At 39.8% G+C, this 16,904-nt stretch carries 13 protein-coding genes and 1 pseudogene; 5 read left to right on the forward strand and 9 right to left on the reverse strand.

Going from position 1 to position 16,904, the window contains the following annotated elements; all coding sequences use genetic code 11:
• Positions 1–128 precede the first annotated feature (128 nt).
• Positions 129–884: a tRNA isopentenyl-2-thiomethyl-A-37 hydroxylase MiaE gene (gene miaE / locus CXF74_RS00685; protein WP_101080481.1), complete on the forward strand. Its 756-nt coding sequence runs from the start codon at positions 129–131 to the stop codon at positions 882–884.
• 120 nt (positions 885–1,004) lie between these two features.
• Here miaE and CXF74_RS00690 read toward each other — a convergent pair whose 3' ends face one another.
• Together CXF74_RS00690 and CXF74_RS00695 are read right to left on the reverse strand one after the other, a co-directional pair.
• Positions 1,005–2,780 (reverse strand): flotillin family protein, encoded by a 1,776-nt coding sequence (locus CXF74_RS00690; RefSeq protein ID WP_101080482.1) that lies wholly within the window; start codon positions 2,778–2,780, stop codon positions 1,005–1,007.
• A 64-nt stretch (positions 2,781–2,844) separates the two neighbouring features.
• Positions 2,845–3,471 carry an OB-fold-containig protein gene (locus CXF74_RS00695; RefSeq protein WP_101080543.1) on the reverse strand — a complete coding sequence of 209 codons (627 nt, stop codon included), beginning with the start codon at positions 3,469–3,471 and terminating at the stop codon, positions 2,845–2,847.
• A gap of 233 nt (positions 3,472–3,704) precedes the next feature.
• Between CXF74_RS00695 and CXF74_RS00700 the strand changes: the two genes are divergently transcribed.
• Positions 3,705–4,436, forward strand: coding sequence for an ion transporter (locus CXF74_RS00700; RefSeq protein WP_232772398.1), 732 nt, complete (start codon positions 3,705–3,707; stop codon positions 4,434–4,436).
• A 43-nt stretch (positions 4,437–4,479) separates the two neighbouring features.
• On the opposite strand, the gene CXF74_RS00705 is transcribed toward CXF74_RS00700, so the two are convergent.
• Positions 4,480–4,629 carry an oligopeptide/dipeptide ABC transporter ATP-binding protein gene (locus tag CXF74_RS00705; protein ID WP_198552742.1) on the reverse strand — a complete coding sequence of 50 codons (150 nt, stop codon included), beginning with the start codon at positions 4,627–4,629 and terminating at the stop codon, positions 4,480–4,482.
• Positions 4,630–4,896: 267 nt separating this feature from the next.
• Between CXF74_RS00705 and CXF74_RS00710 the strand changes: the two genes are divergently transcribed.
• Positions 4,897–6,687: a M3 family oligoendopeptidase gene (locus tag CXF74_RS00710; RefSeq protein WP_101080484.1), complete on the forward strand. Its 1,791-nt coding sequence runs from the start codon at positions 4,897–4,899 to the stop codon at positions 6,685–6,687.
• An 88-nt stretch (positions 6,688–6,775) separates the two neighbouring features.
• Here the strand turns inward: CXF74_RS00710 and CXF74_RS00715 are convergent, their stop codons facing one another.
• Together CXF74_RS00715 and hcp are read right to left on the reverse strand one after the other, a co-directional pair.
• Positions 6,776–7,789 carry a hybrid-cluster NAD(P)-dependent oxidoreductase gene (locus CXF74_RS00715; RefSeq protein WP_101080485.1) on the reverse strand — a complete coding sequence of 338 codons (1,014 nt, stop codon included), beginning with the start codon at positions 7,787–7,789 and terminating at the stop codon, positions 6,776–6,778.
• A gap of 52 nt (positions 7,790–7,841) precedes the next feature.
• Positions 7,842–9,503 (reverse strand): hydroxylamine reductase, encoded by a 1,662-nt coding sequence (gene hcp, locus CXF74_RS00720; RefSeq protein WP_101080486.1) that lies wholly within the window; start codon positions 9,501–9,503, stop codon positions 7,842–7,844.
• Between the two features lie 340 nt (positions 9,504–9,843).
• Between hcp and CXF74_RS00725 the strand changes: the two genes are divergently transcribed.
• Positions 9,844–10,770 (forward strand): AraC family transcriptional regulator, encoded by a 927-nt coding sequence (locus CXF74_RS00725; RefSeq protein WP_101080487.1) that lies wholly within the window; start codon positions 9,844–9,846, stop codon positions 10,768–10,770.
• Between the two features lie 46 nt (positions 10,771–10,816).
• Positions 10,817–12,220 (forward strand): MATE family efflux transporter, encoded by a 1,404-nt coding sequence (locus CXF74_RS00730; RefSeq protein ID WP_101080488.1) that lies wholly within the window; start codon positions 10,817–10,819, stop codon positions 12,218–12,220.
• A 177-nt stretch (positions 12,221–12,397) separates the two neighbouring features.
• Here CXF74_RS00730 and CXF74_RS00735 read toward each other — a convergent pair whose 3' ends face one another.
• From CXF74_RS00735 to CXF74_RS00755, 4 genes and pseudogenes are all read right to left on the reverse strand, one after another.
• Entirely contained in the window at positions 12,398–13,765 is a 1,368-nt protein-coding gene (locus tag CXF74_RS00735) for a GTPase/DUF3482 domain-containing protein (protein WP_101080489.1), read from the reverse strand.
• A 38-nt stretch (positions 13,766–13,803) separates the two neighbouring features.
• Positions 13,804–14,907, reverse strand: a pseudogene (locus CXF74_RS22345) (DUF2868 domain-containing protein).
• A 336-nt stretch (positions 14,908–15,243) separates the two neighbouring features.
• On the reverse strand, positions 15,244–15,936 hold the full coding sequence (gene trmH / locus CXF74_RS00750) for a tRNA (guanosine(18)-2'-O)-methyltransferase TrmH (RefSeq protein WP_101080492.1): 693 nt from the start codon (positions 15,934–15,936) through the stop codon (positions 15,244–15,246).
• Between the two features lie 351 nt (positions 15,937–16,287).
• Complete coding sequence (locus CXF74_RS00755; RefSeq protein WP_101080493.1) at positions 16,288–16,881, reverse strand: superinfection exclusion B family protein; 594 nt, start codon at positions 16,879–16,881, stop codon at positions 16,288–16,290.
• Positions 16,882–16,904: the final 23 nt, after the last annotated feature.

Below are 16,904 nucleotides of genomic sequence, written 5' to 3' on the forward strand. Positions count from 1 at the left end.
CTAGATATCACCCTAGGCTTTGTCATTATATTCGAATTCACATCTGGGAGTTCTCTTGAGATTAATCATAGCGGGTACTTTCATTAATCAATATAATATCCTCTAGACCCCAATACTAAGAGCCTAATTTGCAAAATCTACTTGCCCCCATTGAACAGTTTTTACATTGTGCAACACCCGATGCTTGGATAGAAAAAGCGAAGCAACCTGAAAACCTCAATGGATTGCTTATTGATCATATGATCTGTGAATTAAAAGCAGCGCAAACGGCGATGTTTTTAATTCGTCGATACGCGGTAGATAAAGAAACAGGCAAAGCCTTATTAGCGTGGCTACAGCCTTATCAGGATTATGTATTTCGTCAACAAGGTGATTTACAACAGCTGGCTAATATCAGTGGCCTGTCTAAAAAAATTGAAGTAAGAAAAGATAGCCCCTACGCGCAAGATTTGGTTGATAAGATGGTGTTATTGATTAAAGAAGAACTGCATCACTTCTATCAAGTGGTAGAAATTATCGAGCAACGTGGGATTAAACTGGGTTTTATCGATTCGAGCCGTTATGCCAAAGGCCTGTTATCTCACGTGACAACCCATGAGCCAGATACCTTAATTGACAAGCTGATTTGTGGCGCTTATATTGAAGCACGCTCTTGTGAACGTTTCGCTAAAATAGCCCCTTTTCTGGATGCACAATTAAACAAATTTTATATCTCTTTATTACGCTCTGAAGCGCGTCATTACCAAGATTATTTAGCGCTAGCGGAACAAGTCGCAGGGCATGATATTAGCGATCGTATAAAACTATTTGGTGAAGTCGAAGCAGAGCTAATTTCAACACCCGATAGTGATTTCAAATTCCACAGTGGTGTGCCAATTAGCTAAAGCACAATTAACTAAAATATAATTAACTAAAATACAATAAACGAAATAGCCCCGCACAATTAGGCGTTAACCTAATCATGCAGGGCTATTTTGTATTATCACTGATAAAGAAGGGCTTACTTACAGTGCTTGTGTATTAACACTGCCGTTATTACCGTTAATTTTACCATTAGTCGTAGCTGCCGGTGCTGAGTCTGTAATATCTAAGGCATCTTTTATCAAGCTATGGTTACCTGTTAGCAGATCATTCAATGTCCCCTCTTTGTTATCCACTAACCCTAACTCTCTTATCATCGCATCAACCATAGGCGCTTGTGCTCTATAACTTAAGGCGGCACCGGTAATTTGCTCTGCTAATCCGCCATTTGCCGATACACCGGCAGTACCTGTTGCCATTGTTGAGCCACCAGCGCCATAACCTTGTAATATTTTAATGCCTTCGATATTTTCTAAAGGTTTCACAGAGTTTGCGACCACTTCTGGTAAGACTTTTAAAATCGCTAATGATTTTTGCAATTCAACTTGCTCATCACGCAAACTATTCTCAGCTTCATACAAAGCACGCTTACCTTCCGCTTCTACTGCATAAACTTGCGCATCCGCTTCAGCTTGAAGTTTTTTAGCATCGGCGCTCGCTTTTGCTTCAATCAATACTGCAGAGGCTCTATCTTGTGCAGCTTGTTTATCAGCTTGGGCTTGTACCGTGATCCCTACTGCTTCTCTTTCTGCTTCTTTTCTTGCATCAATCACTTCAATCTCTTTGCTACGATTAGCTTGCGCTACCTCCTGCGCAGTAATAACCGCTTCCTCTTTTTCTACTTTATCTTTTTCTGCATCAGCAGCTTTGGCACGGGCTGCTGATTCTTCTTCTGATTTTTCAGCAATTGCAATACGCTTATCTTGCTCAGAAACTTCAATATCACGCTGTTGTTGAATCTTTGCTTGCTCTAAGGTTTTGTTTTTTTCAATCTCTTGTGACTCGATATGACGAGACTTTTCAATCTCTGATACTTCAATGGCACGTTGCTTGGAAATTTCAGCTTGGCGCTCCTCTTGTTCGCTTAACTCACGTTGCTTAACAATAGCGGCTTTCTGCTCTGCACGTTTAAACTCTAATGCCTGTTCTTGCACTAACTCAGCTTCTTCCGTTTCTTTTTTAATGGTGAGTGATAACTTCTCAGCTTCTAAGTTTCGTTGCTCAATTAAAATACGACTCTCTTGCTCAATGTCATTGGTTTCTTTACGTTTTCTTTCAATGATCTGGGTTAAACGTGCACGACCCTCGGCATCAAAGGCATTATTTTCGTTAAAGTATTTAAGCTCTGTTTGGTCAAAACCGGTTAATGAAACGGATTCTAATTCCAGACCATTTTTCTCCAGATCGTTAGCCACACTTTGTTGTACTTTTTGCACAAATTCAGAACGCTGCTCATGCATCTCAATCATGGTCATTTCGGCGGCAACAGCACGTAATACATCTACAAACTTAGATTCCATTAACGCTTTAAGCTCTTCAACACGCATCGTACGTGTTCCCAAGGTTTGCGCGGCCATTGATATACCCTCTGAATGTGGCGCGACACGTAAATAAAAGTCTGATTTAACATCAACACGCATTCTATCTTTGGTAATGAGCGCATCTTTTTGTATCTTCTCAACTTCGATACGTAAGGTATTCATATTGACGGGAATCGTTTCGTGAATAACGGGCAGTACAATGGCACCGCCATCTTTAACCACTTTTTCGCCACCCATACCGGTTCGTACAAAAGCAATTTCTTTGGTTGCACGGGTATAGAGTTTGGCAAAGATAATCGCCATGGTTAAGAAAGCAATAAAGACAATTGCGACCATGAATAAGATGAACTGCATGTTTTGATCAAAAAGAAAATCCATTGGAGTGTTGTTCCTTAATTAAGTTTGATGTGATGTAATTTATAAGAATGTATTTAGTTAGTGCTTACAAAGTTTTAAATTCGATCGCTAACCAACTGCTTTTTATTTTTTCTACCAGCACAACTTGTGTGCCTTGAACGAATTCTTGCCCTTGTTGCTCAGGTTCCACTAACAGGTAATGTTTTTGGTTAAATTCATCATGTAATACCGCCTCTGCAGCACTGCCTTTACGTGCCTTCCCTACCGTGATAGTGGCTACTTTTCCAGAGAATGAATTCGATGAAATCGCCGAGCTTTCGTTTTTAGGCATGATAGTCGCAATTTGTTTACCTAAAATTCGACAGCTAAAAATGGCGATCACCAAAGCAATAGGAAAACTCAATAAAGTAGGTAGCGCTACGATGTAATTAACCGATAAACCAGCAATGCCAAAGCTCGTTAAAAATAGTAATAACCACACTAAAAAGGGCAAGCGGAACACATAAAGCCAACCTAATAGCGCACTTAACCCGCCCGACGAAAGTGTTACATTTGCATCTACGTCCAAATCAATCGACAATAGATCATCTAGCGCACTCGCGAGACTTAAACCAATCAGTAGGCCCAGCCCTTCTAGCAAGGCTAAACCAATGACAAAGAATAACGCACAGGAATAAAGCAGATTAAAATCGGCCATAAGGAATGAAAACAAGTTATCTCCTTTTCTTCTCAAAGAAGAATCAAATAAATAAAATGAAATATTAGCAATTGTTTGTGACATATTCTGCCAATCTAATCACAGTTCACAAACTGAGTATGATTAAATTGAAATAGTTCATGACCTATAAAAGATCAACCCACTATTTGAAAGTGGCCACGATGAGGTTATGTGATTTATTCACTAGATTACGTATACTTAACCTTCACCTCGAAAAGGATTATTCATTGCTTTCTAAACATAAATTGCATGCGCTGGTACATAACAGTAATACCAAAATGGGCCGACTCTTTGCGCTTTCTATACAGGCATTGATTATTCTTTCATTGGTCACTTTTTCATTAGAGACGCTGCCTAATTTATCGGTTTCAGAACATGCTTACCTGCGACTTGCTGAGATAGTGATTGTGTTGATATTTAGCGTCGAATACCTTTTGCGGGTTTATGTTGCGAAGAAACGCCTTGCCTATATTTTCAGCTTTTATGGCCTCATCGATTTACTGGCTGTTTTACCGTTTTACCTGGCTTTAGGCGTAGATTTACGTACTGTGCGTACATTTCGTTTACTGCGCTTATTACGCATCTTTAAACTCTTTAAATACAGCAAAGCATTGTCACGTTTCAAGCGAGCATTTATCTTGGTAAAAGAGGAGATGTTACTGTTTGGTTTTGTTGCATTAATCATGCTCTATTTGTCGGCTGTTGGTATCTACTACTTTGAAAATCCTGCACAACCTGAACAATTTCAGTCTATTTTCCATAGTTTATGGTGGGCTTTAACAACACTGACGACTGTTGGTTATGGCGATATGTACCCTGTTACGGTAGGCGGAAGAGTGTTTACCTTTTTTGTATTAATGGTGGGATTAGGCATAGTCGCCGTGCCGACGGGATTGATTGCAACGGCATTATCGCAAACGCGAGCAGAAGAGGTAAAAATGCTTAAAGAGCACCAATAAAATTTGGGTCTTTAAGCAGATAGATAAGTACTACTTATTTATATTACGCTTTAAAACAAGCCACTGCGTGTTGCGTATCTCCTTGTAAATTAGGTTTAGCCTGCGCACACTTTTCCTCCGCTAAGGGGCAACGTGTTCTAAATACACAGCCTGATGGCGGATTAATCGGTGAAGGTAATTCCCCTTCTAACATCTGAATTTTTTATTACGCTCCAAGCGAGGATCAGGAATCCGCACCGCAGACATCAAGCTACAGTCACAAGTTATGGCATAAAAACATCAAGTCAGAGCTGTTGAAACGAAAATATACTTTGCTCAACAGCGCAAATGAGACGCGGTCTTTTATTACAGCACTTTGCACTGCATTTATAATGTGCTTTACTGCAGGAAGTCTTAATTTGGGGAAGCAACGATCAGCTAAGCCCTCATTATTTATCACTTTATTACAAGGATACACACCATGAGCGCACCAAGCTGGGATCTCAGTATTGCTTACCTTAATCTAAGCGATCCTAAAATAGACCAAGATATCGAGTCCATTGAAGCAGCGATTAGCGACTTAAATAGCGCTCAAAGTTATGCTATCGAAACATTACAAAATGCCTTGTGTTTATTGCAAAAGAGTAGCGTGACGCTTGCAACAATAAGCAGTTATGCAGGTTGTCGAAGCGCTGTGGATGCACAAGATCCTGAGGCAAAAAACTTAGCGGTACGTATGGATGCACTAGGCGCTAAACTGGCGCAGAGTTTTAGCCCTTACCAAGACAAAATTATTAATCTCGATGCACCACAATTTGTAAGCCTACTCAGCGGTAATCAACAAACCGGCGAATTACACAGTTTTCAATTCCAGCTTGAGCAACAAAGATCATTAAAGTCACAACGTTTAAGCGTTAAAGAGGAGCAACTTCTTAGCGCGATGAATGTGGATGGACGTAATGCATGGGGGCGTTTATATAATAATTTAACCGGCACGCTAGAGGTCACTTTAAACCTAGCAGATGGTACACAGGAAACAATCGGCCTTGCCAGTGCAGCTAGCCTTTTATATGGCGCAGACCAACAACGTAGAGAACCCGCTTGGAAAGCCATTAAAGCGGTGATGAAAACCCACCAGCAAAGTATCGCCGCTATTTTAAATGCCTTAGCAGGTAGTCGTTTAAGCGAATATGAAAAACGCAGCCATACCCAAAAGGTAGATTTCTTAGATCCCTCTTTACACAATAGTCGCATCGAAAAACAAACCCTTGAAGCATTGATGCAAGTTGCTTATGACAATCGTCATGTTGGTCAAAAAGCCGGGTTATTAATGGCAAAAATGTTTAAAACGCCAACGCTAGATCCTTGGGATGAACTCGCCGCGATGCCAGCGGTTGAAGGAGAGGTTGCCAGCCAATATAGCTTTGATGAAGCCATTATTATAATTCGTGATGCATTTGCAGGTATCGACGAAGAGATGGGCGAGTTTGTGGATATGATGGTCGCCAACAAACTAATTGATGCAGCGCCACAAAATAACAAACGCTTAGGTGCTTTTTGTAGCAAATTTGCAGACACCCGTACGCCGTTAGTCTTTATGACTTGGGGAGGCAGTATGTCAGATTTGATTACCCTGGCTCATGAGCTTGGTCATGCCTTCCATAACTGGGTAATGAAAGAGTTGCCGGTTGCACAAAGTAGCTACCCAATGACACTCGCTGAAACCGCCTCTATTTTTGCTGAAAATGTAGTGCGTGATGCGTTAATGGAAAAGGCAAAATCAGATCACGATAAACGTCTTATGTTATGGGAAGAAGCACAATCTGCATTAGCGCTGATTATTAATATTCCTGTGCGTTTTGAATTTGAGAAAGCCTTTTATAAGCAACGTAGCGAAGGTGAATTTACACCTGAACAGCTAAGTGAATTAATGGATAAAACCTGGACTGATTGGTATGGCGATTGTTCAAAACAGAGTAATGAGATGTTTTGGGCCAGCAAATTACACTTTAGTATCTCGTCGGTCAGCTTTTATAACTACCCTTACTTATTTGGTTATCTATTTAGTATTGGTGTTTATGCACAACGTGAGAAAAAAGGGGCCAGCTTTTATAAAGATTACAAAGCATTATTGCTCGACACTGGCCGAATGAGTGCAGAGCAACTGGTTGAAAAACATTTAGGAATGGATATTCGTCAACCTGAATTTTGGCAACAAAGCTTAGATAGCGTTAATGAACAGCTTGAACAGTTTGCTTTATTAGTTGAGTAATTGCTTTAGTCATTAATTGAAGGGCTAACTATAAACTAATCGTTAGCCCTATTTTATTCTGCTTAACTAATTACAACTCAACAACTAATTACAGTTCAACAACTGCATCTGAAGTTACTTTACTACTACAACTCAAAACGTAACCTTGTTGTATTTGCTCTGCGCTTAATGTCGCACTGCTTGAGCTTTCAACATTACCCGTTACTTTGCATTTACACGATCCACATACACCAGAACGACAAGCACCAATGATAGGCACGCCCGCTTCTTCCAACGCATCCAACAGTGTTTTACCCGCATTTATCGTAAAGCTCTTACCATATTGCGGTGCAACCACTTGGTATTTAACACCATTATCACTCTGTTCAGGCTCTTCAACTACTTCAGGCACGAAGCTCTCTTTATGGAAAAGATCCATATCAAAACCACGCGACTCAGCCAATGATTCAACCACTTGCATATAAGCCGTTGGTCCACAGGTAAAAATAGTTTTTCCTGCAACATCACTGACTAATTGAGTGAAATTGATAACATCTAATCGCCCTGCAATAAATTCACAGTTATCAGTTTCTTCTAAAATAAACGATAGCTGAAAGTTATTATGCTGTTGATTTAACGACTCTAACTCACTGAACATAATAATATCAGTTTCACTACGTGCGCTATAGATGAAGTGAATGTTAACTTTTTGCTCGGTATCCAATAACCAACGTGCCATCGACATACAGGGGGTAATGCCACTACCTGCACTCATTAACAAAATATCCGGCGTAACTTGGTTATTTTCAATCGTAAACTCACCAGCAGGTGCCATTACTGGTAAAGCGATTCCCGCCTGTAGATGATCTAATAGATAATTAGACACCTTACCGCCTGCTACACGTTTAATGGTTACCGCAACAGACTCAGGTTTTGAAGGGGTTGAAGAAAGAGAATAAGCGCGGTATTCCACCTCTCCTGCAACATCGACTTCAAAGGTAAGAAACTGCCCTGCTTTATACTCAAACAGCCCATCATCTAGTTTTTTAAATTCAAAGGTGGTTGTATCCGCGGTTTCATCAATGCGTTTTGTACAGATAAGTGGTTCAAATTGTGATTGCATTTTTATTCCTCAAAAGCTGATTAATAAGGTATTAATCAGCTTATATCTTGCTTTATTTAGCTAGCATCGCTTGTAAGTCAGATTCAACATCAGTGATCAGCGTTAAACCAAACTGTTCATGTAATACATTGATAAGGTTATCGGTTAGGAAAGCAGGTTTGCTTGGCCCTACACGAATATTTTTAACGCCTAAAGATAATAACGTTAATAACACTACAATCGCTTTCTGCTCAAACCAACTAAGTACTAGGCTCAACGGTAATTCATTGACGCCACAATCAAACTCTTTAGCCAGTGCTAAAGCTAACTGAATCGCTGAATATGAATCATTACATTGGCCAACATCTAATAAACGTGGGATACCGTTAATATCACCAAAGTTAAGTTTATTAAATTTAAACTTGCCACAGGCTAAGGTTAAAATCACACAGTCTTTTGGTATCGCTTTAGTTAAATCAGTGTAATAACTGCGTTCCTCTTTATCACCGTCACAACCACCCACTAAGAAGAAGTGTTTGATATTGCCCGCTTTCACTTGCTCAATAACCGCAGGTGCAGCATTCATCAACGCATTACGGCCAAAACCTACAGTGATTTCATGTGGGATTTCAGAGTATTTGAAACCGTCTTGCGCTAAAGCAGACTCGATCACTACACTGAAATCATCCCCCTCAATATGTTGCACTCCCGGCCAACCTACGATGCTACGGGTAAACATGCGATCACCGTAATCACCTACGTTCGGGTCAATTAAACAGTTAGAAGTCATTACTATTGGACCAGGGAAAGCAGAAAACTCTGTCTGCTGGTTTTGCCATGCCGTACCGTAGTTAGCCACTAAGTGCGTATATTTTTTTAGTTCAGGGTAACCATGAGCAGGTAACATTTCACCATTGGTATACACGTTAATACCCTTACCTTCGGTTTGTTTTAGAATCATCTCTAAATCACACAAGTCGTGACCTGAAACTAAAATTGCTTTGCCTGCTACTGATTTAACATTCACCGTTGTTGGTGTTGGATGGCCGTACTTAGTCGTTTCGCCGTGATCTAACATCTCCATCACTTTGTAATTCATCAGTCCTATCGCCATGCTTGTTTCAAGCAATTTACCCAAGTCATCTGAGTCAGTTGCTAACCATGCAAATATTTGGTGGAATTGTGCGTTAATCTCTTCATTACTTTGACCCAGAATATAAGCATGTTCCATGTAAGCAGCTGCACCTTTTAAGCCGTACAAACATAATAAACGCAGACCCATAATGTCTTCACTGACTAACTCTTTACCACGATTAACAGCAACGTTAATCGCCTGTTCGAGTAATGCTTCACGGCTATTCGCTAAAATAAACGCAGTCACTTTACTGTCTTCAACAGGTTTTTGACCAGCAACTAAACAAGCAGCTTGATACTTGTCTTTAAGTAACTCGCGGTAAGCTTGTGCTTGATAAGCGTAACCTTCAATGCGGTCAGCTTCGAAATTCACGTTTGTTAATGTGGCAAAAAAGGCTTTAGGTACAAACGCATCTATTTCAGCATTCACGATGCCAAATTCTCGCGCTTTTTCAGCATAGAAAGAGGTACCTTGTAATGCATAGATAAGCAGATCTTGAAGGTCTGAAACCTCCTCTGTTTTACCACATAGACCTTGAGAATAAGAACAGCCATCACCCGCAGGTGTACGAATAGTTTGCTCACATTGAATACAAAACATAATAATTTCCTCTAATTCATTGCACTAAAACCTTGCTATCAACAAGGTTAGAAAGTTGTTAAATCTAAATTTCAGGCAGGAAAATACCATACTAAAACAGTCAACTATTGATCTAGAATAGCTTTTCTCTATTTGTGCTTTAAAGAAGCGTTTTTTAGCACTGTAGTGATTCTCAATTTTATCGAAGCCCCTGAATTAGGGCTTTAACATTAAAGCTAACAAGGTTATTAAGACTAACAAGGATGACGAAATAGGTATGAGATGTTTTGATGTGGTTGTATAACGAACGCTATCAAGCTAGTATTTTGAACACTTTACTTTGACTCATGGAAGAGAAAAAATGCTACTTAAGGACCAACAACGTGTCCATAATGCGATTAATTACGTATTAGAAAATATCACCGCCCCCTTGAGCATTGCAGAGGTTGCAAAACAGGTATATCTTTCAGAATTTCATTTCCATCGTATTTTCAAAAGCATTACTAACGAACCCTTTAATCAGTTTGTTCGTAGAAAACGACTTGAAAGAGCCTTTCATTGTTTACTCCGATATAACCAACCCACTATTACCGAGGTGAGTGAGAACTGTGGATTTTCATCTTCTGCAAATTTTAGTAAAGCATTTCAAGCCTATTTTGGTTTCACCCCTTCACAACATCGCAAAGCTACACCCGGCATAAACAGCAAGAATGGAAAACTCTTTAGCAAGTATGGAAAAGAGATATCTCCCGCGACTACCTATAATGGCAGTCTCTCTGAGCAACAGAGTGACGTTGTTAAATCGAAAATAATACGTATTGAAGTGGTTAAGCTTGCTGATACTCACTATTGCACCATCGCTAGCACTCAAGGATATGCGATAGAGGGGATTAATGGCGCATGGGAAAATATGCGCGAGTGGTTAGCACGACATAACATCCCAATGGAAGCAGGAAAAAGCGCAGCATTCTGTTTTGATAATATGTGGCTTACCCCAGAACAGATGTGCCGTTATGAATCCGCTTATGTCATTGATGATATTGAATGGGCTAAACAATCAGATGTCTGTGTAAGAACACAGAAAGCAGGTCGCTATTTGGCGATTGAATATTCAGGAAAAAAGAGCGAAATGCAGCAACAAATGCAACAGCTTTACCTATGGATATTAAGTGATTATTTTGCCAATACGCACCTCAATATTACCTATGAATATGTTATTGAGCGCTATATAAACATTGATTGTAATAACGACATTTTTCATGTGGAAGTATTGATTAAAGTAAACTGACCCGGTTTGTTGCTCTGAATATTGTGATTTAATAAAGGAATATAAGATGAGTAATACACAGTTAACATTAGACACGGATGAGATTGAAGTGGCGAGTCAAACAAGCCACAGTCACCCGCTATTAACCCATGCGATTGGTGGACAATTCTTAAAGTTAGCATTTCCTATTATTATTGCGTTAATGATAAATGGCTTATACAGCTTTGTTGATGCGATATTTATTACCCGTGGTGTCGGTATTAATGCCATGGCATCGGTATCAGCGGTCTTCCCCATTAATATGTTAATTATTAGCATCAGTGCCATGCTTGGCAGTGGCATGGCGTCTATTATTTCTCGGCATTTAGGCAGTGGAGATAAACAAACGGCCAACCAAATATTCAGCAGTAGCTTATTATTCTCTATTGCGATTGGTTTTGGCCTTAGTGTTTTGTTGTATCTAATACGCTTTCAAATTTATCAGTTATTAGCCCTGCCACAAGAATTACTCAATGATGCCGATGCTTACCTAGTGCCTATTCTGCTTATCACCACCATTAGTTTTGCCTCGGGCACGCTTACAGAAAGCTTTCGCGCAGCCGGTAAACCGCAAGATATGATGAAAGTGATGTTATTAGGTTCGCTACTCAATGTCGCTTTTGATGCACTATTTATCTTTGCATTTGAATGGGGAGTACCAGGCGCGGCGTGGGCAACTGTCCTTGCAATGTTATGCTCATTTAGCTTAGCGGTGCGATTACAGATGAATGGTAAAGATCGTTTACAACTAACACGAAAAGCATTCCGCTTTAACGTTAATATTCATAAACAGGTCGTGAGCTTAGGTTTTCCTGTTTTCCTTTCCCACAGTGGTTTCGCATTTACCATTGCAGTGACTATCTTCTCCGTAACTAAATACAGCAACGCTGATGCAAGCCTGTTACTCAGCGCACACGGGCTAATAATACGAAGCTTTATGTTATTGTTTTTACCTTTACTAGGTATGACCATTGCACTACAAACATTAGCAGCCTACAACTTTGGTGCAGGCCAATTAAAACGAGTTAAGCAATCCTTCTTTACCGCGATTATGATTGGCACGATTTGGACCACTTGTGTATCACTATTACTGGTATTTAAACCACAATGGTTATTACAGCTGTTTACTGAAGATAAACTACTCATTGAAACGGCGAGTAATATTTCTTCAATCGTATTCCTAGGGTTTATTACCACAGCAGCGGGCATGATGTGTAGTACGATTTTTCAAGCAATGGGTAAAGCGTTACCCGCAATGTTATTGGAAGCGGCACGTACTTATATATTGTTACTACCGTTGATTTTGAGTCTACCAGCTTGGTTAGGCGTAAAAGGCATTTGGTGGGCATTTCCAATAACGGATGTCATTGGGGTGACAATAGCACTGCTATTTACAGCTTATTACTTTAAAAACAGACTTGAAGATAAGTAACTACTCAGCATTCCTTCGAATTTGAGTTATTTTTATAAAGATAAACTGTAAATGCTCAGGGATAAGCCATTTATGCATAGTTCAAGGCAAAAAAGCGCAGTTTAATGGTTTAAATGAGCATTTTTCAACGATGAACTAGGCTTAAATGGCAACGGCCTGAGTAGTTACAAAAAACAGCTAAATTTCACTAATCAGTTGCTCTAAAAGCGCTTCTCGTTTACTTCGGTCATCCAAATAAGCTTGTTTATTTAACGATGACCATTGTGGATGAGAGCGACATTTTCGCAGGTAACGGTTCCATTTTTTAGGTAAGTTATCTGCGCTTATTTCAATGCTATTCTGCAATGTGATTTTATCGAAACTTGCATGGCCTCGTTGCTGAAGTGTACCCAGTAATTGTAGCTGTCTGAGCCATAGAACCTGCAAAGTGGCATCATCTACACAAAGGTAACGTTTACCTTTTATTTTTGCTTGTATCTCATTGTAATAACGTTGCTTCACACTCCATAGCGCACCAACAACACCACCACTTAAAGCGGCTGCACCAAGAGTAATACCGCCAACAGCGATATCGATAGCAACACCAACACCCGCGCCTTTGGCAATATGGCCACCTAGCTTGATACCAAACGCTTGTAAGTTATCAGTGGAAAATAGATCTAATGCCCACTGACCTTGCTGCACAGGCAGTTCATGATTTTGCAGATCATCCTGACGAAATTGATAAAGCTGTAAAAGTTGTTTAACGCAATGTGCTTCTGCTTGGCGAACAGATTGCTGGAGCAAGGTTGTCTGAGCGTCAATAGCAGATTCATTATCATCTGTTTGGTAACGCACACTACCCGCTTCAATCATTAAGTTTGCAACAAGTTGCTTGGCACTGTTAAAGGTTTCAGCCCATTGCAATTCACGTAACTTAATCAGCTCATCTAAGAAAGCCTCTTTATCTGCCAACAAGGTCTGCATCTTTTGATAGATTTTAAGTTCATCGGAAAATTTAAAATGCACATTATCGAAACTGACATAAGCGTGAAAATTAAGGCGTGCTAATTGATCTTTCCACAGCTGAATATTTTCAGCGCCCTGCTGCGTAAAATTAAGCACGGGAATAACGGGTTTAGTGGCATAACTAAGAATTTTTAGCTCATCGTGATATTTACCTAAAACAGGCTCACGTAAATCAATCACATAAAAAATAAGATCATTATTGAGTAATGCACGTAGCACTTTGGCTTCTTGCTGTAACTCAGGGTAATCATTGAGACGCGCTAAAAAATAGTTTAAACGCTCTATTCCATCAACATTTTGTTCAGGAAAATAATCACTTAGGATAGATAACAGTGCAATAGAGTCTTCAAGCCCAGGTGTATCAAAGAGTGCTAAACGTTTGCTTTCATCAATCAATAATGCGCCACCTTCAACATGGCGTGTCGTTCCCGCTTGGTCTGCGACTTCACCAAATTCACTATCGCGCAGTAAAGTGCGCATTAATGAGGTTTTTCCGGCATTAGCATGCCCAACAACCGCAACAGATAAATCATTCATGGTTAGCGCCTTCAATATCATTAATCAGTAGGTAAGGTTTATTCATGCTCAGCGTCTGCAACTTCGATATGTAAGATATTATCGAGCTTAATACCAACTGTATTCGCTAGCTGATACCAATCACTGTCACGTTGGCGACTATGGTCATTTTCAACAATCATATACAACTGAAATTCTTTATCGGCTAGTGATGTTAGTGTTGTAATAAAACGTTTTAAACCGCGATCCGGTAAACGATTAGCGCCAACATAAAGAACAACCGTTTTATGCTCACACTTTGTTAACAACGCGATAACCGATTGTTGTGTTTGATGATCACAGGCGTTAATGAGCGGTTCAACAAACTGAGGGTTATACCCATGAAGATGTTCAGTCGCTAAGCCGTGTTGTTTAGCCGACAACTCAATAGCAACGGGATAACTTTCTTCGCTTAAAGAAACCTTAATTGATTGTTTATCCACACTGTTGTGCACACTATTAATCGGCAATATTTCATCGTCAGCGTCAGTAATACCTAAGCTCGTTTTATTAGGTTTTAATAGCTGACGTAGTTGCACATAATAGCTCTCGCTTAAATCCAGTTTGAAAGCTATTTTTTTGCCCTTCAACTGATAAGCCATCAATAAAAACAAGCATAATCTCGGTAATATCCCGTAGAGAAGTAAGCTACTAATGAGCAGGCTTGACCAAGCTAAACGCATACTTTCGCCTTCAAGCTAATTACTCGTGGCAAAATAACTTTGCTCAATTTGCTCGATAGAAGGGACTGGGAAACCTAACTGTTGAGGCAGGTAGGCAAGTAATTGCGTTAAGGACTGAAAGGCATCGCTGGATAAAATACTTGTTTGCCAAATAAAATCTACTTGATGCGTCGCCAATAAAACAACCGACACTAAGGTTGCGCCACTAAAGTAACTAAGCCAAAGAAGATGAGTTAATTTCGAGAGCTGATAGCGACCTAAGTCTTTAGCAAAGTGGATATTGAAGTAGCACTGAAATAGGCTGTGATAATGTTTTTTCGCGTGTAAGTGTTTATTGAAACGGACTTCACATTGTTTGATAAGCAGTAAACTAAATCGTGCTAGGCTACTATTTTGTAGAAGCAGGGGTTTTATGAAAAACAATAACCAAATGATGAACATAAGAATATTGGGTATGAAAAACAGTGCAAATGCCCAGAAGAAATTAACCGATATTAAAGGTTCAGTAAATAATACGTTACGTACTGCGATACCACCGCTAACAAACACCAGTAAGGCTAATAATAAATACACATTGGAAATGACTTTTTTGAAGTGTGTAAATAAAACGCTAATTTCTAGTTTCTGATCTTGTTCCTGAGCACGCGCTAACAGTAAGGTTTCAAAACTTTGTTCTTTAGTTTTTTGCGCACAAGTAGACAAAGTGGGTGAGTGACCTTCAATGGCACGCACCCCTTCTGCTAGCAAACGAGATTCAAATAGTTTCAATCAATTATCCTATTTTTTACCCGAACGCATTGCTTGCCACCACTCGTCAGGTTCGTCAATTTGACCTTGGTCATCAAGTTTCGGATAGGGCTGATTTTTTTCGTTACATATTCTTTTAAAGATAGGATGTCCGCCTTCAAAAAGAATGCGATCTATTTCTTCTTTAGGTAAACGAGACTTACCCGCGTACATACCTGCTAATTCACGTTGACGCTGTGCTTCATAGAGAATCAATGCTGATGCGACTGAAACATTGAGTGACTGGCACATACCCACCATTGGGATAATGACATCTTGATCGGCCAATGCGAGTGCTTCATCGCTGATACCGGTTTTCTCTTGGCCTAATATAATAGCGGTTGGTTTGGTGTAATCAACTTCACGAAAGTCGATTGCGGTCGCAGAGAGGTTAGTTGCAATGATTTGCATGCCTTGATCGCGTAATGCTTGAATCGCTTCAGAGGTCGTATCATGAGAATGAATGTTAACCCAGTTTTGACTGCCCGTTGCACTTTTGTTACCTGCAAGCTTCATCTCTTCGTCTTCCCAGGTAGCATGCACATCACTAACGCCAATTGCATCTGCTGTACGCACGATAGCGGCTAGATTATGTGGTTTATGTACTTGCTCTAAAAAGACAGTTAATTCAGGTTGGCGACGATCAAGCATATCGGTAATACGAGCAAAGCGTTCAGGGGTCATAATAACTCTCAAATATAACATTCAAAAAAGACTATTATACCCGTTATCATTCAAGGTGCAAAACTCAACAAGTGATGATTTAAATAGACTTGGTGGGGGAAGTTGAAGGCTTAACTTGTTTAGTGGGGACTTTCTAAGTAATGGTTAAATGACTGTATTTAATCAACATTAATAGAGGCTTAACAAAAAATGATTGGCTCAGTCTTTATTATACCCAGCCCTGTCCCTAAACGAATCTATCGCTGTAATAGTTGCTAAGCCCTAAGATCGAATAAGGTATTTCAATTAATCACGTGTAAAAGAGAAAAGAGGCACAGTGCCTCTTAGGTTAAGCAGGTAATTTGGCCAGAGTTAATCGCGTAATGGGATGTAATTACTACGCGCATAATCAGGTCTTGCCGCTTTTAGCTGACTTGCTTCTTCTTCTGTCAATTTTCCGACAGGTAACCCCAATACTTTATGTGTTAGTTGCTCACGTGCATCAACAGCAATTGAAAGCTTGATGATACGCGCGCTGCCTTTTATCTCTTGAGTTTCATAAGCAGGGACTAAAACACCTGATTCTAATAAATTGCTCACTGCTAACTCACGCATTGGTAGCGCCAGCACATTTTTTCGCTGGATTATAAATTCACGCAAGATGGCTTTTTCTTCAAAATCTAAACGGCGAATCATCATATTACGACAGCTAGACTCTCTACGATTGCAATATTCTTGTTTAAAATAGGTAAATAACCAATTAACGACACTTGTGATAAGAAATGAGCCCGTTAATAGCGCTAAAATCCAAATATAAGGGGTGTATAGTTGAGACCACTCTGTTATACCTGAAAGTTGCACTATCGAAACAGGTGCGACTAACAGTGTCGCGCAGGCGATACACATCCAAGCCATTGTCAGCGTAATGCCTTGCTGATCTTTTACACGTTGAATTAATTGCATCATAATAAGCTCCTAGCCAAAAAGTT

It is taken from the genome of Psychromonas sp. Urea-02u-13 (assembly GCF_002835995.1).
In the GTDB taxonomy this organism is placed as follows: Bacteria; Pseudomonadota; Gammaproteobacteria; order Enterobacterales; family Psychromonadaceae; genus Psychromonas.